At 72.1% G+C, this 20443-nt stretch carries 19 protein-coding genes; 12 read left to right on the forward strand and 7 right to left on the reverse strand.

All coding sequences use genetic code 11. From position 1 onward, the window contains the following. Window positions 1-47: 47 nt before the first annotated feature. The 6 genes from ASG45_RS00675 to ASG45_RS00700 form a co-directional block, all read right to left on the reverse strand. A complete protein-coding gene (locus ASG45_RS00675) occupies window positions 48-1235 on the reverse strand; it encodes a pyridoxal-phosphate-dependent aminotransferase family protein (RefSeq protein ID WP_200943386.1) in 1188 nt (395 codons plus the stop codon). Between the two features lie 256 nt (window positions 1236-1491). Beyond that, a complete protein-coding gene (locus ASG45_RS00680; RefSeq protein ID WP_082516393.1) occupies window positions 1492-3237 on the reverse strand; it encodes an AtzH-like domain-containing protein in 1746 nt (581 codons plus the stop codon). 163 nt (window positions 3238-3400) lie between these two features. Next, window positions 3401-4555, reverse strand: a complete 1155-nt coding sequence (locus ASG45_RS00685; protein WP_082516394.1) for an acetamidase/formamidase family protein — start codon at window positions 4553-4555, stop codon at window positions 3401-3403. A gap of 89 nt (window positions 4556-4644) precedes the next feature. Next, entirely contained in the window at window positions 4645-5979 is a 1335-nt protein-coding gene (allB, locus tag ASG45_RS00690) for an allantoinase AllB (RefSeq protein WP_235561536.1), read from the reverse strand. Between the two features lie 51 nt (window positions 5980-6030). Then, window positions 6031-6909 carry an aspartate/glutamate racemase family protein gene (locus tag ASG45_RS00695; protein WP_082516395.1) on the reverse strand — a complete coding sequence of 293 codons (879 nt, stop codon included), beginning with the start codon at window positions 6907-6909 and terminating at the stop codon, window positions 6031-6033. After that, window positions 6906-8678, reverse strand: a complete 1773-nt coding sequence (locus tag ASG45_RS00700; protein ID WP_055832034.1) for an NCS1 family nucleobase:cation symporter-1 — start codon at window positions 8676-8678, stop codon at window positions 6906-6908. Before ASG45_RS00700 ends, ASG45_RS00695 begins: the two co-directional genes overlap by 4 nt. A 159-nt stretch (window positions 8679-8837) precedes the next feature. On the opposite strand from ASG45_RS00700, the gene ASG45_RS00705 reads away from it, so the two are divergent. The 10 genes from ASG45_RS00705 (at window position 8838) to ASG45_RS00750 (ending at window position 17719) form a co-directional block, all read left to right on the forward strand. Then, window positions 8838-9497, forward strand: coding sequence for a helix-turn-helix domain-containing protein (locus tag ASG45_RS00705; protein WP_055832035.1), 660 nt, complete (start codon window positions 8838-8840; stop codon window positions 9495-9497). Window positions 9498-9709: 212 nt separating this feature from the next. Next, window positions 9710-10237, forward strand: coding sequence for a 2-oxo-4-hydroxy-4-carboxy-5-ureidoimidazoline decarboxylase (gene uraD, locus ASG45_RS00710; RefSeq protein WP_055832038.1), 528 nt, complete (start codon window positions 9710-9712; stop codon window positions 10235-10237). After that, on the forward strand, window positions 10234-10554 hold the full coding sequence (gene uraH / locus ASG45_RS00715; protein ID WP_055832040.1) for a hydroxyisourate hydrolase: 321 nt from the start codon (window positions 10234-10236) through the stop codon (window positions 10552-10554). Before uraD ends, uraH begins: the two co-directional genes overlap by 4 nt. Window positions 10555-10562: 8 nt before the next feature. After that, window positions 10563-11747 carry an FAD-dependent urate hydroxylase HpxO gene (gene hpxO / locus ASG45_RS00720; protein WP_055832041.1) on the forward strand — a complete coding sequence of 395 codons (1185 nt, stop codon included), beginning with the start codon at window positions 10563-10565 and terminating at the stop codon, window positions 11745-11747. Between the two features lie 330 nt (window positions 11748-12077). Then, a complete protein-coding gene (locus ASG45_RS00725) occupies window positions 12078-12431 on the forward strand; it encodes a carboxymuconolactone decarboxylase family protein (protein ID WP_055833105.1) in 354 nt (117 codons plus the stop codon). An 8-nt stretch (window positions 12432-12439) separates the two neighbouring features. Further along, on the forward strand, window positions 12440-13756 hold the full coding sequence (locus ASG45_RS00730; protein ID WP_055832043.1) for a M20/M25/M40 family metallo-hydrolase: 1317 nt from the start codon (window positions 12440-12442) through the stop codon (window positions 13754-13756). Window positions 13757-14103: 347 nt separating this feature from the next. Further along, window positions 14104-15150: an amino acid ABC transporter permease gene (locus ASG45_RS00735; protein ID WP_055832044.1), complete on the forward strand. Its 1047-nt coding sequence runs from the start codon at window positions 14104-14106 to the stop codon at window positions 15148-15150. Continuing rightward, window positions 15147-15929 (forward strand): amino acid ABC transporter ATP-binding protein, encoded by a 783-nt coding sequence (locus ASG45_RS00740; RefSeq protein ID WP_055832047.1) that lies wholly within the window; start codon window positions 15147-15149, stop codon window positions 15927-15929. Before ASG45_RS00735 ends, ASG45_RS00740 begins: the two co-directional genes overlap by 4 nt. 177 nt (window positions 15930-16106) lie before the next feature. Further along, window positions 16107-17084, forward strand: a complete 978-nt coding sequence (locus tag ASG45_RS00745; RefSeq protein ID WP_055832049.1) for an ABC transporter substrate-binding protein — start codon at window positions 16107-16109, stop codon at window positions 17082-17084. Between the two features lie 59 nt (window positions 17085-17143). Next, window positions 17144-17719, forward strand: coding sequence for a GNAT family N-acetyltransferase (locus ASG45_RS00750; RefSeq protein WP_082516396.1), 576 nt, complete (start codon window positions 17144-17146; stop codon window positions 17717-17719). 158 nt (window positions 17720-17877) lie between these two features. Here the strand turns inward: ASG45_RS00750 and ASG45_RS00755 are convergent, their stop codons facing one another. Next, the gene (locus tag ASG45_RS00755; protein WP_055832051.1) at window positions 17878-18396 is read right to left on the reverse strand and encodes a GNAT family N-acetyltransferase; all 519 of its coding nucleotides are present in this window, start codon (window positions 18394-18396) and stop codon (window positions 17878-17880) included. Between the two features lie 204 nt (window positions 18397-18600). Here ASG45_RS00755 and ASG45_RS00760 point away from each other — a divergent pair, with 204 nt between their 5' ends. Both ASG45_RS00760 and ASG45_RS00765 read left to right on the forward strand, forming a co-directional pair. Next, window positions 18601-19317, forward strand: coding sequence for a GNAT family N-acetyltransferase (locus ASG45_RS00760; protein ID WP_055832053.1), 717 nt, complete (start codon window positions 18601-18603; stop codon window positions 19315-19317). Continuing rightward, window positions 19314-20324, forward strand: coding sequence for an LLM class flavin-dependent oxidoreductase (locus ASG45_RS00765; RefSeq protein ID WP_055832055.1), 1011 nt, complete (start codon window positions 19314-19316; stop codon window positions 20322-20324). Before ASG45_RS00760 ends, ASG45_RS00765 begins: the two co-directional genes overlap by 4 nt. Window positions 20325-20443: the final 119 nt, after the last annotated feature.

Below are 20443 nucleotides of genomic sequence, written 5' to 3' on the forward strand. Positions count from 1 at the left end.
GCGACCGCGGCCGACCACGTCGGCCGCACCGGGAACGAGAGCGCGGCTCACGCCACCGCCCCCGCGTACACGCCCTGCGCCGCCTCGACACCGCCGCCCGCGGGCACCGCTGCCCCGTGTCGACGCAGCACCGCCTCGAGGGCGGCGAGGGTGGTGAGCACCGCATCGGTACGGGCGTTGTAGCCCATGGTGCCGATGCGCCAGACGCGCCCGTGCAGCGGGCCGAACGACGTGCCGATCTCGATGCCGAAGTCGCTCAGCAGCTCGCTGCGCACGGCGTCGCCGACGACGGCATCGGGGATCTCGACCGCCACGACGTTGGTCATCTTGTGGGCCACGTCACCGAACACGGTGAGCCCCAGGCCTTCGACACCGGCGAGCATCGCGGCACCGTGCAGGGCGTGTCGCTCGATCACGGCGTCCCGACCCTCGAGCAGCAGCACGCGCGCGCACTCCCGCGCCCCGTAGAGCATGGTCGTGGCCTCGGTGTGATGGTTGAGGCGCCGAGGGCCCCAGTAGTCGAGGATCATCGCCAGGTCGAAGTAGTTCGAGCGGATGAAGTCGGAGGCCACGGCATCGCCCTCCTCGCGGATCCCGGCCTCGACGCGCGCGCGGGACCGCACGATCTCGACCGCGCGATCGGACAGGCTGAGCGGCGCCGACCCCGAGGGGCCCCCGAGGCATTTCTGCAGCCCGGCGGTGGCGGCATCCAACCCCCAGGCATCCATCTCGAAGGAGTTGCCGCCGAGCGAGGCGGTCGCGTCGGTGTAGAACAGGGCGCCGTGGGCGCGGCAGATCTCGCCGATCTCGTCGAGGGGCTGCAGCATGGTCGTCGAGGTGTCGCCCTGCACGCAGGCCACCAGGTGTGGCTTCACCCGCTCGATCGCCTCGCGGATCGTCGAGGCCGGGAACACCTGCCCCCACGGCACCTCGATCGTGTGCACCTCGGCCAGCGCGCGCTCGGCGATCTCGGCGAGCAGGTGGCCGAAGCGCCCGAACACGGGCACCAGCACCCGGTCCCCGGGACGGATCAGCGAGATCATCGCGGCCTCGATGCCCGCGCGGCTCGTTCCGTCGATGAGCACGGTGGCGTCGTTGTCGGTGCCCCAGACCTGCCGATACAGATCCTGCGTCTCGGTCATGGTCGCGGTCATGAAGGGGTCGTACTGGCCCACGAGCGGCGCACCCATCGCGCGCAGCACGCTGGGGTAGGCCGAGATGGGCCCGGGGCCCATCAGCAGACGCGCGGGCGGGTCGATCGGGCCGGGGATCTGGGTGTTCACGAGGTCTCCATGGTGCGGGAGCGGGAGGGACGGGGGCGACGGGAGCGGGAGGGGCCGGGGCGGAGGGACGCGCCGCGCAGAACTCCTGAGTTTCCGACGGCGCCCGCGGTTCGCGCCCCGTCGTCATGGGGTCGGGTGCCGCACGCGACGCGTTTTCTCAGGAGTTTCGCACGGGAGGGCTGGCCGTCCCGGAACCGCATCCGCAGCCTCACGACGTGCCCACGCCCGCGCCCACCAGGGCGGCGAGCCGACGCGCGAGGCGCACGAGGGCGATGTCGGTGCCCGCGCGCGAGACCAGACAGATACCGACCGGCGCCGGACCGGCCGATGTCGGCAGCGTCAGCAACGGCACCGAGACGGCGGGGAGCCCCGCCACCGCCGCCGGGGCCGTCATGCGCAACGTCGCGGCGCGGACGGCCTCGACGTCGGCCGTCCGCAGCGGAGCGGGGCCCGGCACCGTGGGGAAGATCAGCACGGCGTCGCCGACCAGCTCGGCGAGGTGCTCGGCGAGGGGCTCGAGGTCGGCGCGGGCTCCCGCCTCCGCCTCGGGTGTGATGCGCGACGCGATCTCGAAACGTTCGGCCACGGCCGGGCCGACGGCGCCGGGATGCGCGCGCAGCCAGTCGCCGTCGTTGCGCCACGCCTCGGCGCCCTGCACCGTGCGGAACGCCGTGAACGTGGCATCGAGATCGCCCGTGTGCACGGCACGGAACGGGGGCGGATCATCGGATGCCGCGAGCGCGGCCAACAGACGCGAGAACGCCGCGCGGGTGGCGGGTTCGACGTGGTCGAGGATCTCCTCGGGCACGAGGAAGCGCCACGGCAGGTCGGCACCCGAAGCTCCGTAGACGTTCTCGGTCGAGTCGGAGCCGTCGTAACTGAGGCACCAGTCGGCCACCTTCTGCAGCGTCGCACCGTCGCGGGTGAGCCACCCGACGGTGTCGAAGGACTGCGCGAGCGGCAGCATGCCCTGGCGAGGAACGAGGTCGTGGGTCGTGCGCAGACCCCACAGGCCCTGGTACGACGCCGGCACACGGATGGAACCCGCGGTGTCGGTGGCGAGGCCGATGTCGGCGTGCCCCGAGGCGACCGCCGACGCCGGTCCGCTCGACGATCCCCCCGGGAGCGCGCCGACGACGGCGCCGTTGGGCGGGGTGCCGTAGTGCGCGTTGTCTCCGGCGATCGAGTAGGCGAACTCGTCGGTGCGGGCGATCCCGCGAAGCGATGCACCGCCCCGCAGCAGGTCGGCGACCGCGGGAGCCGTGGCCTTCTCGGGGCGCGCCTCTTCGAGGAAGGTCGGGTTTCCGGCGCCGATGCGGAACCCGGCGATCGCGAAGAGGTCTTTGACCGCGACCGTGAGCCCCGCCAGCGGCCCCTCCCACGCGCCCTGCAAGAACGGATCGCCGACACTGCGCCAGATCGTGCGGTCGAGCGCCGGGGTACGCGGGGTGACATGCGCGGCGGTGATGAGCCAGCGTCCGTCGATCCGCTGCCACACCTGCGTCTGCAGGCCGCGCCCACCGCCGACGAAGCGCGAGACCGACATCAGCAGGGCGACGTCACCGTCGGTGCTCCCCCCCTCGGTCGCGGACGAGAGCGGCCGGTAGTGGATCTCGGCGATGTCGCGCGGGGGGACGCCGCCGCGAAGCGAGCGGAAACCGCTGATCGCGTCGTGGCCGATCAGGAGCCCCGCCGTATCACCGCGGAGGGTGTCGGGGCCGGGCGCGAAGAACGCGTCGAGGGCATCGAGGTCGTTCGCGACGATCGCGCGCTCGTACGCGTCGAAGGCCGCACGGAGGTCGGCGGGGAGGGGCGGGGCGCCGGCGGCTCCGGGCGCGGTCTCGGTCGGGCGAGTGGCCGGGACGGCGGCTCCGGGCGCGGTCTCGGCCGTCCGGGCGGCGGGCGCGGTGCCGGCGTCGCCGGTTCCGGTGGCCGGGTTGCTGGCATCCGTCATCGCGCGACCCCACGCCCTCTGTCGTCGCGCCCGTCGAGTGTCCGAGACACGCCGTTCCGGGGCGGCGCCTCACGGCGTGTGGTGGACACTCGACCCTCAGCGGGCTCGAGGGTGGGGTCGAGGGCGGACTCGACGCGGGCGAGTGCGGCGGCCAGTGCGGGGGTCATGCGGTGCCTCCGTCGGGGATGGGGCGGGATGCCAGGGGCTCGGGCTCGACGGCCGGGACACCCGCGAAGTCGGCCTCGCGGATGCGCGCGTGCACGCCCGAGACGATGTCGACCACCTGCGAGATGTCGAAGTCGGTCGCCGCGCTCAGGTAGGCGTAGCCCAGGTGCTCGTCCATGCCCCAGCGGCCGCGCAGGAGCGCGAGCGACGAGCGCACGCAGGCGCGCATCGCCGCATCGAGGTCGGGATCCATCCCCGTCGGCACGAGGTAGTCGGGCGTGCGCACGAGCGGCCCGGTGACCTCGCCGAACGCCGCGCGCGCGGCGGCCGCCGGAATCACCTCGAAGCGCAGTGTGGCACGCAGCGACGCCTCGAGGGCGGTGAGCGCGACCTCGCCGTCGCCCTGCGCGAAGTGCGGGTCGCCGACGTACGCGAGCGCCCCCTCGACCTGCACGGGGAGGTAGAGGATCGTCCCCTCGACGAGGAGGTTGATGTCGATGTTGCCGCCGTGCGTGCCCGGCGGCACCGAGTGCGGGCGTTGCTCACCTGCGACAGCGACACCCATCGTGCCGAGGAACGGCGCGAGGGGGAACGCGACGACCGGGTCGCCGCCCTCGACGACGGGGAGCGTGCCGTGCAGGATGCCATCGCGTTCGGCGACGGCGGCGAAGACGCTGACGTTGTGCTCGCCGCGCGGCAGCTCGCCCACGAGCGCACCCTTGCCGTGGCGGTTCGAGATGACGCCGTAGGGCACCCGCGGAACGAGCGTCTCGACGGTGATCTTGAGCAGGTCGCCGGGGTGCGCATCGCGCACGTGCACGGGACCGACGACGACGTGGGGTCCGTCGGCCATCGCATCGCGCGAGACGGATGCCGCGATCTCGACGGCGTCGTCGAGCACCTGCTCCCGCGGAACCCCGTGTGCCGCGAAGTAGGCGGCCGGGTCTTTGCCCTGGTCGTCGAGGATGCCCTCGTGGCTGACGGTGTCGAACGTGACGCTGGCACCCGACGCGATCTCGAGCACGGCGGTGTCGCTCGCGCACGGCAGGCGCCCCCACAGCACGGTGTCGGGGGTGGCGCGGAGGTAGTGGTCGCCGGGGACGGCGCCGACGCCGGGCTGGAGGATGGGCACCGGCGACGCGGCACCGGGCACGGTCGCCTCGACAGGCTCAGGGACCTCGGCCTGAACCCTGGCCCCGGCCGCAGCACGGGTCGCGGCGGGGACCCCGGCCGCGGGGGCGCTCACGCCTCCACCGCCGCGGGGGTGTGCAGGATCTCGCGGCCCTCACGCTCGGTCACGGCGGCGCCGCGGCGGTACACCGACTCACCGCGCAGCCAGGTCTCGCGTACGACGCCGGTGAGGGTCTTGCCGTGCCACGGCGTCACGGGGTTGCGGTACTCCAGCGCCGCGGCATCGACCACGAAGGTCTCGTCGGGAGCGAAGGCGACGAGGTGAGCCGGCGCTCCCGGTTCGATGACGCCGAGCCCCTCGAGGCCCGCGATACGCGCGGGGCCCGTCGTGAGCAACGGCAGGAGGCTCTCGAAGGCCAGCCCGCGCTCGCGGGCGGTGGTGTGCACAGCCGACAGGCCGGTCTGCAGCCCCGCGATGCCGCCCCAGGCGAGGCCGAAGTCGGGATTGCCCTTCAGCTCGACGGTGGACGGCGAATGGTCGCTGACGATCGCGTCGATGGTGCCGTCGATGACCCCCGCCCACAGCAGGTCGCGATTGGCGCCGCCGCGGATCGGCGGGCAGCACTTGAACGCCCCCGCACCGTCGGGAACGTCTTCGGCCTCGAGGGTCAGGTAGTGCGGACACGTCTCGACCGTGAGGCGCACGCCCTCGGCCTTCGCCGCCCGCACGTCGTCGAGCGCGCCGCCGTCGGAAACGTGCACGATGTGCGCGCGGGCGCCCGTGCGGCGTGCGGCGTCGATCACCCGGCGGATCGCGGCCCGTTCGCTGAGCGGGGGGCGACTGGCCTCGAAGTCGCTGTAGCGGGGTCCGAGTGCGCCATCGGGGTGCAGGTGCGCGGGGTCTTCGGCGTGCACGATGAGCAGGCCGTCGAACTCGGCGAGTTCGGCGAGGCACCGCTCGAGCTGGTCGGTGTCGAGGTGTCCGAACTCGTCGATGCCGCTCGGCGACAGGAAGCACTTGAACCCGACGACGCCGGCCTCGGAGAGCGTGCGCAGCTTTCCGAGGTTCTCGGGGACGGCGCCGCCCCAGTACGCCACGTCGACGGCGAGCTTTCTCGCCGCGGCCCGGCGCTTGGCATCCAGAGCTTCGGGGGTGGTGGTGACGGGCAGGCTGTTCAGCGGCATGTCGACCACCGTCGTGACCCCACCGGCCGCCGCGGCGGCGGTGCCCGTCGCGAACCCCTCCCACTCGGTGCGGCCCGGTTCGTCGAGATGCACGTGCGAGTCGACGAGCCCGGGCAGCAGCACCGCGTCGCCGGGCAGCACGGTGCCGGCGGCGGCGTCGAAGGCCTCGACGGCGGTGATCACACCGTCGTCGATCACGACGGTGGCGGGGCTGAAGGCGCCGTCGAGGTAGACCCGTCGGGCGGCGATCCGTGTGCTCATGTCGTTCACGCTAGGCGCCCCGCATTTCCTGAATGTAACCGTCATCAACATTCATGCGAAAACTGCGAAATCGCCCGCGTGGGGAGAAGGGGCGGGGACCGACCCCGCCGCGCCGTCCGCCGCCATACCGGGGCGCTCGCCGTGCACCGGGGCGTCCACAGACCGCCCCAGTGCATGGAACGCGCCCCGTTCGCGGCCGCCCGCGCCACCCGACACCCCCGCGGGGCGGGGCTCCCGCGGCGGCCGCGCGTACTCATCGCGTTTGCTGGTTCGAAGCCCCATGCGCACCATCCCGGATGCCATGCCCACCGCCGCCGCGACGCCGTCGACGACCGGCACCCCGATGCGCGCCGTGAGCTCGGCGCAGAGATCGGCCATGCCGGCGCAGCCGAGCACGATGACGTCTGCGCCGTCGGCCGCGGCGCGCGCACCGTACCGCTCGATGGTCGTGACCGCCTCGGACCCCGTGTCCTCGAGATCCAGCACCGGAATGCCGGTCGCCGCCAGCGACACGCACGCGCGCTCCATGCCGTACCGGGCGACGAGGTCTTCGGCACGGCCCAGCGTGCGGCTGAGTGTCGTCACGACCCCGAAATGCCGACCCGAGACGGCGGCCAGGTGCATCGCCGCCTCGGCGATGCCGACCACCGGAGCCTCCACGATCTCGCGCGCCGCGTCGAGGCCCGGGTCGCCGAAGCACGCGATGACGTACGCGTCGGCCGGGTCGTGGCCGTCGCGATCGGCCGCGATCGCCTCGACGACGGCCGCCGCCGCCGCGATCTCGTCGATGTGGCTCTCGATCGCCTCGGCTCCGGTGGCGGGACACACGGTCTCGATGAGCACGTCGGGTCCCGCCACCTCCCGGGCGGCGTCGGCGATCTTCTCGGTCATCGCCCGGGAGGTGTTGGGGTTGATCAGCAGGATCCTCACGCGAGCGCCTCGCGGGAGGGTCCGGCGGTCGGTCGCCGGAGCGCTGACGCGGGGGTCGCGGCATCCGGAACCTCGTTCGCGAGCACCGGCGCCGAGTCCGGCGCGGCCGCCGCGTTCTGCGCGAGCACCGCACCCGACGCCGACGCTGCGGTCCCGGCATCCTGAACCGTCTGCGCGAGCACCGGAGCCTCGGATGCCGCGTCCTCGGCGACCGCGTCGACGGTGCCGTCGGAGATGCCCTCCGTCTCGCCCTCGAACGTCGGGATGCGGGGGTCGCGGCGCTCGAACAGCAGGAACAGCACGTAGCCCAGGCCGCAGCCGATGAACCAGCTGTAGTCGCTGATCCACGAGACGTTGAAGAGGGCCAGATCGGCGAACAGCTTCGGGAAGATCGCGATCGCGACCGTCGGAACACCCGCGGCGATGACCGCCTTGACCGCGTTCGGGTTGAAGCCGTTGCGGTACCAATAGGGGCCGGCGGTGTCCATCGTGAACATCGCATCGACCTTCACGCGCTGGCGGGCGGCGATGTAGTACCCGGCGATCAGGATGCCGAAGAGCGGACCGATCAGGGCGCCCAGCACGCCGAGCGAGTAGTGGATGGCGTCGGCGTTGGAGTACCAGTTCCAGGGCATGAGGAACGTCGAACCGACGGCGGCGATCATGCCACCCGCGCGCCACGAGATCTTCTTCGGGGCGACGTTGGAGAAGTCGAACGCGGGCGAGATGAAGTTGGCGACGATGTTGATGCCGACCGTGGCGGTGACGAAGGTCAGGCCGCCGAGCAGGATCGCGAAGGGGGTGTCGATGCGCTCGACCGTCGCGATCGGGTCGGTGATGAGCGAGCCGAACACCGGCACGGTCGCCGAGGCGGTGATGACGGTCAGCAGCGAGAAGAAGAGGAAGTTGATCGGCAGACCCCAGAAGTTGCCCTTCTTCACCGCGGCGAAGCTCTTGCCGTAGCGGGCGAAGTCGCCGAAGTTCAGCATCGGGCCCGAGAAGTACGACACCACGAGCGCGACCGCGGCGAACATCACGGGGATCGAGGCCCAGAAGTCGAGCTGGGTCGTCGAGAGGGTGAACGAGATGTTCTGGATGCCGGCCTGCGACACGAGGTAGACGGCGAGCACGATCATCACGAGGTAGACCGCCGGTCCCGCCCAGTCGATGAAGCGGCGGATGACCTCCATGCCGTTCCAGAACAGCAGGAACTGCGCCGTCCACAGAATGGCGTACGAGATCCAGCCCAGGGCCGACAACCCCGCGAACGACACGTCGAGCAGGGCCGCGGAACCGGGGATGAACTTCAGGAACACGATGTTCAGCGACTCGGCCGCGAGGAACGTCTGCACGCCGTACCAGGCGATGGCGATGAGTCCGCGGATGATCGCGGGGATGTTCGCGCCCCGGATGCCGAAGACCACGCGGTTGATCACGGGGTAGGGCACGCCCGTCTTCTGGCTGGGCTTGGCGACCAGGTTGGCGAAGATCTGCACGATGACGATGCCGGCGATCAGCGCCACCAGCACCTGCCACGACTGCAGTCCGAGCGCGAAGAGCGAGCCCGCGGTGACGTAGCCGCCGACGGAGTGCACGTCGCTCATCCAGAACGCGAAGATGTTGTAGCTCGACCACTTCTGTTTGCGGAGCGGCGCGAGGTCCTCGTTGGCGAGACGGTCGTCGTAGTGCGGCTTCATGTTGCCCCCGCCGTGGGGGTGGCCGGCGGCCTCCACGAGATCGTGGGGACCGGTGAGCGGCGTCGTGGTCATGTCATTCCTCTCAGGACGATGGCTGCCACGACGTGGAGTCCGCGGCCGGAGTGGAGCTCTGATGTGAAGTTATGGGTTCACATCGTGCGCTGGGTTTCGCTCATGTAACAGACATGTGAAGTCAGGTCTTCACGAGCGAGGCGTCCTTAGACTCGGGGCATGACGCAGCCCGCCGCCGTTGACGACGCCCGCGCCACGCCCACCGCCGCCCGCACCGACGTCGCGCCCACGACGGACGCGGGAGTACCCGCCGAGGCATCCGTCGGCGGACGCATCCGCGACCTGCGCCAGTCCCGCGGCATCTCCGCACGCGCTCTCGCGAAGACCCTCGGCATCTCCCCCAGCGCCGTCTCTCAGATCGAGCGGGGAGTGATGCAGCCGAGCGTCTCGCGCCTCATCGCCATCACCGACGCCCTCGGGGTTCCGCTCGTGGCGGCCTTCGACCCGGCATCCGACCGCCCCGTCGAACCCGCCGGCCCCTCGGGATTCACGCTGCAGCGCGCGGGGCAGACGCCCGACATCGTGCTCGACAGCGGGGTGTCGTTCCGCCGCCTCACCCCCGGTTCGTCACCGGGCATCGACTACTTCGAATCGATCTACCCGCCCGGAGCCGCCGCCCACGGCGCCGACGGCCTCTTCCATCACGAGGGGTACGAGGTCGGCACGGTCGTGGCGGGCGAGCTCACCATCGACTTCGAGGCCGAGCGCGTGATCCTGCGCGCCGGCGACGCGATCAGCTACCCCTGCTCGGTCCCCCACCGCCTGCACAACACCGGCGACGCGGATGCCGTGGCGCACTGGCTGATCGTGCACGGCTGAGTCCGCCGCGGGGCCGGGCGCGGCCGGGTCGCGGCCGGGTGGGGTCCGGGGCGCGATGCGTGCACCGGGGCGGTCGTTGCGCGCCCCGGTGCACGGAACGCGCCCCGCAGCGGCGCGTCCGGCCCGCCTCCGCCACCGGAATGTTCCCCACAGCAACATCGCCGACACATCGCGCCACAGCCCCGTAACGCAGCACCCCTAACCTGGCCGACATGCACCTGCACGACTTCCATGCCCTCGACGACGCGGATGCCACGGCGGTCGTCCGCGTCTGGGCCGACGTGCCCGGCTGGGTCGACGCCGTCGTCGACGGCCGCCCGTACGCGAGCGTCGACGCCCTCGCCGCCTACGCCGCGGACCTCGCCGCTGCCTGGTCGCCCGCCGACCTCGAGGCCGCCCTGCACGCCCACCCCCGCATCGGCGCGAACGTCTCCGGCGACGGGGCCGAGGCCGCGGCATCCCGTCGCGAACAGGGCTCGATGGCCGCCGCCGCCGATGACGACGTCGCCGCGATCGCCGCCGGCAACGCCGCGTACGAGCAACGCTTCGGTCGCGTCTTCCTCATCCGCGCCGCCGGCCGCACCCCGGGCGAGCTGCGGGCCGAACTCGAGCGCCGCCTCGGCAACGACCCCGACGGCGAGACCATCGAAGCCACGCGCCAGCTCGCCGAGATCGCCCTGCTGCGCCTGCGCACGACCTTCGCCGACGACGCCCCCGCCGAACCGGAGGCCGCCGAATGAGCCACCTCACCACCCACATCCTGGATGCCACGGCGGGCACCCCCGCCGCGGGCGTCGCCGTGACGCTGGCCCATCTCGACGGCGCGACGATCGACGCGGCCGAGACCGACGCCGACGGCCGCCTCGCCCTCGGTCCCGACCGCCTCGACGACGGCGACTACAGCCTGACCTTCGCCACCGGGGCGTACTTCCGATCCCGGGGTGTCGCGTCGTTCCACCCCGTGGCGAGCGTCGCGTTCACCGTCGCGGGCGACGCGCACCTGCACGTGCCGCTGCTGTTGAGCCCGTTCGCCTACTCGACCTACCGCGGCAGCTGAGGAGCACCATGAGAGTCATCGTCATCGGCGCGGGCGTCGGCGGCACCTCGGCCGCCCTCGCCCTGCAGAAGCTCGGCCACGACGTCGTCGTCTACGACCGGATGCGCGAGAACCGCCCGGTCGGAGCAGCCCTGTCGCTGTGGTCCAACGGCGTCAAGGTGCTCAACTGGCTCGGCCTCGGACCCCAGGTCGCCGCCCTCGGCGGGCAGATGGACGACATGGCCTACTACGACGGCCACACCGGAGACGAGCTCTGCCGCTTCAGCCTCGCCCCCGTCACCACCCAGACCGGTCAGCGTCCGTACCCGGTCGCGCGCGCCGACCTGCAGCAGCTGATGATGGATGCCGTCGGACCCGCGAACATCCACCTCGGCCGTCAGCTGGTCGGGGTGTCCGACGACGGCGAGACGGTGACGGCCACCTTCGCCGACGGGACCACCGACACCGCCGACCTGCTCATCGGCGCCGACGGAGCACGCTCGCTCGTGCGGGACTACGTCACCGAGCCCACCGGCATCCGCCCCGAACGCTCGTACTCGGGCTACGTCAACTACAACGGCCTCGTCGCCGCCGATGAGCGCATCGGGCCGCTCGACCAGTGGACGACCTACGTCGGCGACGGCAAACGGTGCGCCGTCATGCCCGTCGCGGGCGACCGCTTCTACTTCTTCGTCGATGTGCCCGGGCCTTCGGGCGTGGTCGAAGACCGCATGTCGGCTCTCGAGGCCGCGTTCGGCTCGTGGGGCGCCCCCGGGGTGCGCGCGCTCCTCGACGGCATCGACGCCGACGAGTCCCTGAACCGCGTGGAGATCTGGGACATCGACCCGTTCGACACCTGGGTGCGCGGTCGCGTGGCCATCCTCGGCGACGCGGCGCACAACACCGCCCCCGACATCGGTCAGGGCGCCTGCTCGGCCCTGGAAGACAGCTTCGCCCTGGGCATCGTGTTCGCGACCTCGACCCTCGGCGTGGAGGACGCGTTGAAGCGGTACGAGCGCATCCGCACCGAGCGGGCGGGCGACCTGGTGCTGCGCGCCCGCAAACGCGCCCACGAGACGCACGCCTTCGACATCGACGCGACCCAGGCCTGGTACGACGGACTGCGCCGTGAGGACGGCACGGGCGTCATCCGCGGCATCGTCGGCAACATCGAGGGCAGCCCGGTGGAACTCGGGGCGAGCGTGCTGGGCTGAGCCTCGCCACGAACCTCGTCCCACTTTCGGCGGCCTGGGAGCCGCGCAGGCAGCTGTTTCTGGGACACGGTCCACCGAAAGCGGGACATCGATCCGCCGCCGACGCGGCCGACGCCCGCGACCTCGTCCCACTTTCGGCGGCCTGGGAGCCGCGCAGGCAGCCACTTCTGGGACACGATCCACCAAAAGCGGGACGCGGGCCGCACGGACGCGACGCGAAGCCGAGCCGCGCGTGTGACCTCGCGTGACGGCGGGACGGGGACGAGCGCGGAGGGCCGTGGCACCGTGGGACCGACGCACACCGACCCCGCACTGCCTTCGGGAGGCACCATGTCCGAGTACTTCGACCGCACCGCCGACAAGACCTACACCAAGGTCTACAAGGCCGAGACGCCCGACATCCTCGCCGCGTTCGCCGCCTTCGACCAGGCCGTCTTCGCTCCCGACGGGCGCGCGATCCCGCTGAAGTACCGCGAGCTGATCGCGCTGGCGGTGGGCATCACGACGCAGTGCGTGTACTGCATCGACGGGCACTCGCAGAACGCCGTGAAGGCCGGCGCGACCGAGGCCGAGCTCGCCGAGGCGGCGTGGGTCGCCACCGCCATCCGCGCCGGCGGCGGCTACGCGCACGGACGCCTGGCGTTCAAACTCGCCGACGACGCCCGTCCCGACCACCAGCACTGACCCGCGCCGTGGCCGACGTATCCCCCCTCGAGGCCGAAGCGCTCGAGTTCATCCGCGCCCTGATCCGCATCGACAGCGTCAACACGGGCGAGGCCGCGACCATCGGCGACGGCGAGACCCGGGCCGCGCTGTTCGTGCAGGAGCAGCTGCGCGACGCCGGGTACGACACGACGCTGGTCGAGCCGGTGCCGGGACGCGCGAGCGTGATCGCGCGGTTGGCGGGGTCGGATCCGGATGCCGGAGCCCTCGTCGCCCACGCCCATCTCGACGTCGTGCCCGTCGAGGCCGAGAACTGGACGCACCCGCCCTTCGGGGCCGAGATCGACGACGGTGTCCTGTACGGCCGAGGGGCCGTCGACATGAAGAACTTCGCCGGGATGCTGCTCGCGATCGCCCGCGCCTTCCGCCGCGACGGCATCGTGCCGCGGCGCGACCTGATCTTCGCGTTCTTCGCCGACGAAGAGGCCGGGGGCGTCTGGGGCGCACGGTGGATCGTCGACAACCGCCCCGAGCTGTTCGCCGGAGCGACCGAAGCGCTCAGCGAAGTGGGCGGCTTCTCGCTGCCGCTGCCCGACGACCGCCGCGCCTACCTCGTCGCCACCGCCGAGAAGGGCGTCACCTGGGCCACCCTCACCGCGCGCGGCCACGCGGCCCACGGCTCTCGGCCCACCGCCGACAACGCCATCGTGCGGCTGTCGCGGGCGGTCGCCGCCGTCGGCGCGCACCGCTTCCCCCTCGTGCGCACGGCCACCCTCGAGCGTTTCCTCGAGGTCTACGGACGCGCCAGCGGTCGTCCCTTCGACGGCGCCGACCTCGACGACGATCTCGAGCGGCTGGGTTTCGCCGCCTCGCTGATCGGCGCGAGCACCCGCTCGACGGCCTCGCCCACCGTGCTCGAGGCGGGCACGAAGACGAACGTCATCCCCTCGTCGGCCTCGGCGCGCCTCGACATCCGCGTGCTGCCCGGGCAGGACGACGCCCTGCGCGACGAGCTCACGGCGCTCGTCGGACCCGACATCGAGATCGCGTGGGGACGCGCGGTGCACGCGATCGAGTCGCCCGTCGACGCGCGGCTCGTCGACGTGCTGCAGGACGCCATCACCGCGGAGGACCCCGAGGGCACGGTCGTGCCGTACCTGCTGCCGGCCAGCACCGACAACAAGCACCTCGCGCACCTCGGCATCCGGGGCTACGGTTTCGTGCCGTTGCGGGTGCCCGCCGACTTCGACGTGTTCGGGCAGTTCCACGCCGCCGACGAGTGCGTGCCCGTCGACGCGCTGCACTTCGGCACGCGGGTGACGGCGCGGATCCTGCGCGAGGCATGAGGTCGGCCGGGCGGCGGCGAGGTCGCCGCAGGGCCCCCGCTGCGGCGGGCCGAACTCCTGAGGAACCGGATGCCGAGGCCGACTCCGCCGCGAAACGACGCGCCGCGCGCCGCGCCGCCGTCGCGATCCTCAGGAGTTCGGCCCGCCCCGGCCCGGTAACCCGGCCCGCCCCAGCCGTACCTCGACGAGCCGTCACGCGCCAGCCTGTTACCCCGCGTGGCGCGGGGTTGCGGTGCGTATCGGGGCGTTGCGGCGTGTGAAACCGCGCCGCACGCGCCCTCCGACCCCGTCATAGCGTTTCGGTCACCCACCGGCGTCCCCGCCGGTCCGGAGTCCGAGGAGCACCCATGACCACCACCGCGCCGGCGTCCGCCGCCCGCCCGAACGCCGAACCCACCGGCACGCCCGCCTCCGCCCGAATCGACCTCGGCACCATCGCCGTCGTCCCCACGCGTCACTGGTGGCGCTGGATCTTCAGCGCGCTGCTGGTGTTCGTCGTCGCACAGTTCGCGTGGAGCCTCGTCACGAACGACCGCTACATGTGGGACACCTTCGCGCAGTACTTCTTCTCGGAGCCCGTGCTCATCGGCATCGGTTACACGCTCTCGCTCACCGCCATCTCGACGGTCGTGGGGTTCACGCTCGGCACGGTCCTCGCCCTCGGCCGCCTGTCGGCGTCGCCGCTGCTCAACGCCGCGGCGTGGGGCTACATCTGGTTCTTCCGCTCGGTGCCCCTCGTGGTGCAGATCATCGTCTGGTACAACCTCGGCTACCTGTACCCGACACTGGGCCTGGGCACCCCGTTCACCACCGACTTCTGGATCGTGGAGTTCCCGACGGTGCAGCTGGTCAGCGCGTTCGCGGCGGCGATCCTGGGGCTGGGTCTTCATCAGGCGGCCTACTCGGCCGAGATCATCCGCGGCGGTCTCGTCTCGGTCGACCCCGGTCAGCACGAGGCGGCGGCGGCGTTGGGCATCCCGGCATCCCGTCGGCTGTTCCGCATCATCCTCCCGCAGGCCATGCGCTCGATCGTGCCCAACGCCACGAACGAGGTGATCGGTCTGGTGAAGGGCGCGTCGGTGGTCTTCGTGATCGCCATCCCCGAGCTCTTCTACGCGGTGCAGGTCATCTACAACCGCAACAGCCGGGTGATCCCGCTGCTGCTGGTGGCGGTGGTCTGGTACACGCTCATCACGACGATCCTCAGCGTCGCCCAGTACTACATCGAGCGCCACTACGCCCGGGGCGCGGCTCGGCCCCTGCCGCCGACCCCGGTGCAGCGGGCGCGCACCTGGGCCGGCGTGCAGTGGGCGCGCCTCGGCGACACCCCGGCGCCGCCGGGGCGAACGGATGCCACCGAGCCCGCCGCGACGTCGACGGGCGGCCGCGCATGACCGCCGTCACCGCGACGCGCGGGCTCGTCGAGATCCATAACGTGCACAAGAGCTTTCACGGCGTCGAAGTGCTCAACGGCATCGACCTCACGGTCGAGCCCGGCGAGGTCGTGGCGCTGCTCGGACCCAGCGGTTCCGGCAAGTCGACGCTGCTGCGCACGATCAACCACCTCGAGACGGTGGATGCCGGCTCGATTACGGTCGACGGCGAGTTCATCGGCTACGAGCTGCGCCACGGCAGGCTGCACGAGTTGCACGAGCGCGAGGTACTGCAGCGGCGGACGCGGGTGGGGATCGTGTTCCAGAACTTCCACCTCTTCCCCCACCTCACCGCGCTCGAGAACATCACCGAGGCGCCCCTGGCCCTGAAACGGCTGGGGAGAGACGAGGCGCGCGGGCTCGGCCGGAGCCTGCTCGACCGGGTCGGTCTCGCCGACAAGGCCGACGCCTACCCGAGGCAGCTCTCGGGCGGCCAGCAGCAGCGCGTCGCCATCGCTCGAGCGCTGGCCCTCACACCTCGGGTGCTGCTCTTCGACGAACCCACGAGCGCGCTCGATCCGGAACTCGTCGGCGAGGTGCTCGACGTCATCCGCGACCTCGCGAAGCTCGGCACCACGCTGGTGATCGTCACGCACGAGATCGGCTTCGCCCGCGAGGTGGCCGATCGCGTCGTGTTCCTCGACCAGGGACGCGTCGTCGAACAGGGCACGCCCGACGAGGTGCTGGAGCACCCTCGGCATCCGCGGACGCGCGAGTTCCTGGCCAAAGTCCTCGGCTGAGCCCATTCCGCCCCCCCCCGAGCCGCGCCGCCCGCGCGCTCGCTCCGACCCGCGCCGCCCGCGCGCTCGCTCCGACCCGTACCCGAAACGCCGTCCGGCGCCCGCCGGAGGCATCACACCGCCGTCCGTGACGCGACACCGGCGCCACGGCATCCACCCCTCACAAGGAGACACAGCATGGCCCTCAGCAAGAAGCAGAGCATCGCGATCGGCGTGATCGCCGCGGCGGTCGTCGCCGTCGTCGGCGGCGGCGGCGTCGCCCTCGGCATCAACCGCCCGGCCGAAGCGGTCGCGGCGCCGGAGCCCTCGGCATCCGCCCCCGCCGTCGAGTGGGTGCACACCGATCCGATCCCCGACGCCGTCGCCGCGCTCGAAGCCAGCGGCTTCGCGCCCATCGAGCCGGGCAAGCTCACCGTCGCGGTCGGAGCCTTCGTGCCGCCGCTCAGCTACGTGCCCGACGGCGAGACGCTGCCCGCCGGCACCGAGCCCAACATCGGCTCGCTCATCGCCGAGAGCCTCGGCCTCGAGTACAACCCCGTCGTGGTGGCGTGGGCGGATTGGCCCCTCGGCATCCAATCGGGCAAGTACGACCTCATCACCTCGAACGTCACCGTGACCGAGGAGCGCAAGGAGCTGTACGACTTCGCCAGCTACCGGCAGGACCTGCTCGGCTTCGCCGTGCGCTCCGACAGCGCGATCGAGAAGATCGAGAAGGCCGACGACATCTCGGGCCTCAAGGTCGTCGTGGGCTCGGGCACGAACCAAGAGAAGGTGCTGCTGAGCTGGAACGCCGAGCTGACGGCCGCGGGCAAGGCCCCCGCCGAGCTGAACTACTACGACGACAATGCCGCAGCGACCCTCGCCCTGCAGTCGGGCCGTGTCGACGCGACCTTCGGTCCGAACGCCACCGCCGCGTGGGCGGCGAAAGAAACCGGCGAGACCAAGATCGTCGGGATCGTCCCCGGCGGCTGGCCGCTGCAGGCCGACATCGCTGCGGGCACGAAGAAGGGCAACGGGCTCGTCGAGCCGGTCAACGTCGCGCTCGAGGAGCTCATCCGGAATGGAAAGTACGCCGACGTGTTGAAGGTGTGGAACCTCGAGTCCGAGGGCATCGAGACCTCGCAGATCAACCCGCCCGGACTCCCGAAGTCCTGACCTGAACGCGGCCCGGTCCTCGAGACCGGGCCGCGTTCTCGCTTCCTCGAAGGGATGCCATGACCACCTCGCTCCCCGCCGACCGCGCCGCGGGCGCCGGCGACGCTCTCGCGCCGGCCGAAGCCCGCACCGACGCCCCCGCCCTGACCATCCGCCTCGTCGCGCCCGACGAGCACGCGGATGCCGGGCGCCTCACCGCCGACGCCTACCGCCACAGCTACGAGGGACTCACCGCGGGCTACCTCGCGTCGCTCGCCGACGTTGCGACCCGGGTCGCGCAGGGCGAGGTGTGGGTCGCCCTCGACGGCGACGAGATCGTGGGCACCGTCTGGACACCCCGGCCCGGCGAGCGCCTGTCGCCGCTCGCGGTCGAGGGTGAACTCGACTTCCGTCAGCTCGCTGTTGCGCCGACGGCCCGGGGGCGCGGCGTGGGCGAGGCTCTCACCCGTCACGTGATCGAGCTCGCCCGGGCGCGCGGGGCGGAGCGCGTCGTGATGAACAGCGGCCCCGAGATGCTCGGCGCCCACGCGCTGTACCTCAAGCTCGGCTTCCGCCGGCTGACCGAGCGCGAGCATCCGGTCGAGGTCGAGCCCGGTCGCTTCCTCGACCTGCGGGCATTCGCGTACGACCTCTGACGGCGCTGGTGCGACCCGCCCTGCACCGTTCGGGGCGGGGTTCGTGCAGCGGGGCGGTCATTGTCCGCCCCACCGCACGTTTCGCGCCCCGAACCCCCGCGCTCGGGCGGGCCGCCTCGCGCTCGCGCCGATGACGGCGACGTCGAGGATGTCGTCGGTCACGCGGCCGACGATCCCGCGGCCAGCGGCTTCGCGAAGCACCGCGAGGCGGGGAACCGCACGTACGGCGCGAAGGTGTCGATGGCGTGGTACCCGATGCGCTCGTACAGCGCGATGGCCTCGGGCTGCCGGTCGCCGGTCTGCAGGATGAGCCGAGACGCGCCCCGGTGCCGCGCGATGCGCTCGAGCTCGGCCATGAGCGCGCGACTCGCCCCCTGCCCGCGGGCGCGGCGATCGACGAAGACGCGCTTGACCTCGAGCTCGCCGCCGAGGGCGCGGAGCGCCGCGTGGCCGACCGGCTCGCCGGACCCGTCGTGCACGAGCAGCACGTCGACGATCGTGGCGGGATCGACCGCGAAGTCCTCGGCCAGCAGGGCGCGCGTCTCGTCATCGAACGCCGCGAACGCATCGGCGTACCGCGGGCCGATCTCGTCATCCATCGCGGCGCGCAACGCCACCGCCCGCTCGTCGTGCCAGTCGACCCGCTCGATCGTCCACGTGCTGTCCACCGCCGTCATCCCGTCAGTATCTCCCCGCTCCTCGCGACTCTCCCCCGGCACCGGAAACCGCGGGTAACACTTCGGCGGGCGCCACTCGCAACGCGGAGTCGGCGACCGTCACCGGGCGTCGAACGTCTTCACACGCCGTCATCGTGGGGTGGTCCGGTTGCGTCTCGTGACCCCCGGCTTGCACGGCCGCCGCGACCGGCGCAGAGTGTCCCGGTGACCTCCGCATCGCTCCTCGACATCCCCCACGCCGACGCCACCGTCCTCGACAACGCCGCCTGGCACTCCCTGGCCGGCCCGCACTCCTCGTTCGCCATCGGCGGCGACCTCGTCCGCCGGTATGCCGAGGACGTCGCGCCGTTCGTCGCCGTGCGCACGTGGGACGAACCCGGGGTCTGGGACGCCCTGCGCGACCTCGTCGGACCGGGCGCCGACGTCGGCCTGTCGGGCTACGAGGGCGGCTTCCCCGAGGGGTGGGAGTACCTCGGCGGGGGCGAGGGGGTGCAGCTCGTCGAGACCGACGCCCTGCGGACGCGTCCCGATGACGAAGCGATCGAACTGGATGCCGCGGACGCGGCCGACATGATCGCGATCGTCGACCGCAATCAGCCCGGCCCCTTCCGGCCCCGCACCTACGAGCTCGGTCGATACATCGGCATCCGTCGCGAAGGCCGTCTGGTGGCCATGGCCGGCGAGCGCCTCCACCCCACGGGGTGGACCGAGATCAGTGCCGTCGCGGTGGATGCCGATCACCGGCGCCAGGGCCTCGCCTCGCGCCTCGTGCTCGACGTGGCGTTCCACATCCAGCAGCGCGGTGACCGCGCACTGCTGCACGCGGCGGCGACGAACGTCGGTGCGATCGCGGCGTACGAGCGCCTGGGTTTCGCGCTGCGGCGGCGGAACCGGTTCGCGGCCGTGCGGACGCCGGCATGACCCGCGCGCTCCGCTCCCTCGGCTTCCTCACCATCGGCCTCTTCGACCGCGACGACCCGCGCGCCGGGCACGAGACCACCCTGTCGATCATCGAGCGCGGCGAGCGCCTCGGCTTCGACAGCGCGTGGCTGCGTGATCGGCACCTGCAGTACGGCCTGTCCTCCCCCGTCGCGGTGCTCGCCGCGGCATCCCAGCGCACGAGTCGCATCCGGCTCGGAACCGCGGTCATCCCGCTCGGCTACGAGAACCCGTTCCGCCTCGCCGAAGACCTGGCCACCGTCGACGTGCTCAGCGGTGGACGCCTCGAGCCGGGCTTCTCGGTGGGTCCGCCGCGCCGGCTCGACGAGATCGCCGCCGCACTGTACCCCGACACGTCCGACCACGAGGACTTCGGGTACGGGCGCCTCGCGCGGCTCCGCCGCTTCCTCGCGGGCGAGGCCGTCAGCCCGTTCGCGGGCACCGAGGGCATCGAGGAGTATTCCGAGCGCATCGAACCGCACTCCGCGGGCCTCGCCGACCGGCTCTGGTACGGCGCCGGGAGCCCCACCTCGACGACCTGGGCGGCCGAGAACGGCTTCCACCTGCTCACCAGCAGCGTCATCCAGTCGACGACGTCGACCGACTTCGACACCGAGCAGTACGCGCAGATCCGCCTGTACCGCGACACGCACGCCGACGGCGAGAACGCCCGCGTGTCACAGGGTCTCGTGGTGGTCCCCACCGACACGGCCACACCCGACCAGCGTCGGCGATACGAGGCCTACGCCGAGTCGCGGCGCGGGCGCGTCGGGATCCCCCAGGGTCCCCGCGGGCTGCTGTTCGCCGCCGACCTCGTCGGCACCTCGGAGCAGATCGCCGAGCAGCTGCAGGCGACGGCGTCGTTCGCCGAGATCGACGAGGTGGCCTTCGCCCTGCCGTTCGACCTCGCACCCGACGACTACGTGCAGATCCTCGAGGACATCGCGGGGCGGTTGGGGCCGCTGCTGGGGTGGAGCCCGACGCCGTGAGCCCCGCCGCGCCGCGAGCATAACCTCAGCGATACGCACAACCTCAGCCGGCATCCCCCGAACCGAACGGAGGTTGTGCACATCGCCGACCCTGCGCACACCCGCCGGCGCCGCCCCGC

The organism is Microbacterium sp. Leaf436, assembly GCF_001424715.1.
In the GTDB taxonomy this organism is placed as follows: Bacteria; Actinomycetota; Actinomycetes; order Actinomycetales; family Microbacteriaceae; genus Microbacterium.